Genomic DNA, 1405 nt, shown 5'->3' on the forward strand with positions numbered 1-1405 from the left:
CACCTCGACCAGCCGCGCCGCCGGAAGCCCACGGGCCAGCCGGTGGCCCTGCCCCGCCCAGAGGTTCATACCCTGCGGATCCCCCGCCGCAGCGGCCGCCTTGCGCAGGCCCGCCGTCAGATAGTGGACCTGGGGGTACGCGGCCGGGGCGTACGGCCCGTGCTCCCGGATGAAACGGTTCACCAGGCCCCTGGCCGGACGCCCCGAGAAGGCACGGGTCAGCTCGGTACCCACGAACAGCGGGTCGGTCAGCGCCTGCTTGTGCAGGGCGTGCGCGCCCGACTCCGGGCACGCCAGGAAGGCGGTGCCGAGCTGCGCGGCGGCGGCACCCGCGGCGAGCACGGCCGCTATCTGCGCACCGCGCATCAGGCCACCCGCGGCGATCATCGGCAGGCCCACGGCCTCGCGCACCTCCGCCAGCAGCGCCAGCAGCCCGACCCCCGCGCCCGCGCCGTCCAGATGCGGGTCGTCGCGGTGGGTGCCCTGGTGGCCGCCCGCCTCCACTCCCTGGACGCACACGGCGTCCGCACCCGCCTGCTCGGCGGCGCGCGCCTCGGCGACGGAGGTGACGGTGACGACAGTGGTCGTCCCCACCCCGGCGAGGGCCCGGAGGGCCTCGGCGGAGGGACAGCCGAAGGTGAACGAGACGACCGGCACCGGGTCGTCGAGAAGGATCGCGAGCTTGGCGTCGTACGCGTCGTCACCGCCCTGGCCCCAGTCGCCGAGCGGGGTCTCGTACCAGGTGGCCTCACCGGCCAGTTGCTCGGCGTAGACCTCGACCGCGGAGGGGTCGGCGGCGGGGGGCTGCGGCATGAAGAGATTCACACCGAAGGGTCTGTCGGTGCGGGCCCGGAGTTGCTTGATCTCCTCGTACATGGCGGCAGGGGTCTTGTACCCCGCGGCCAGGAAACCGAGAGCACCCGCCTCGGCGACCGCCGCCGCCAGCGGCGGACCGGAAGCACCGCCGGCCATGGGGGCTTGCACGACGGGGTACCGCATCAGGCGGGTCAGCGTGGCGTTGCCCCTGGTGTCGAGGACCATGACCACATCGTGTCACACGATGTGGTCCACGAACCTGGGCTCCGTCACTGGGCCGTGCGCGCACCGGGGTACGGCTTGCGCTGCGCGCGCGGGTGCGGGTCCGGTGGGGGCTTGTCGCGCAGTTCCCCGCGCCCCCAAGGGGGCTTCGCCCCCTGGCCCCGTCGGTCGTGTGCGGGTCGGTGGGGCTTCTCGCGCAGTTCCCCGCGCCCCTGAAAAGCCGCCTACGAGCTCGGTCGCCCCTGCTCGTCCGGCGGGTGCGGGCCGGTGGGGACTTCTCGCGCAGTTCCCCGCGCCCCTGACGGGGCGCGCCCGGACGCGAACGTATGCGCCCCCTACCGGCAGCCGACGTCCGGTGGAGGGGGTG

At 74.5% G+C, this 1405-nt stretch carries 1 protein-coding gene; it reads right to left on the reverse strand.

The window, feature by feature from the left end; genetic code table 11:
• A partial coding sequence (locus tag K6I34_RS36975) for a nitronate monooxygenase (RefSeq protein WP_229332391.1) occupies positions 1–1041 on the reverse strand: 1041 nt, incomplete at its 3' end.
• Positions 1042–1405 lie beyond the last annotated feature (364 nt).

Source organism: Streptomyces sp. UNOC14_S4, from assembly GCF_020740835.1.
Lineage (GTDB): Bacteria > Actinomycetota > Actinomycetes > Streptomycetales > Streptomycetaceae > Streptomyces.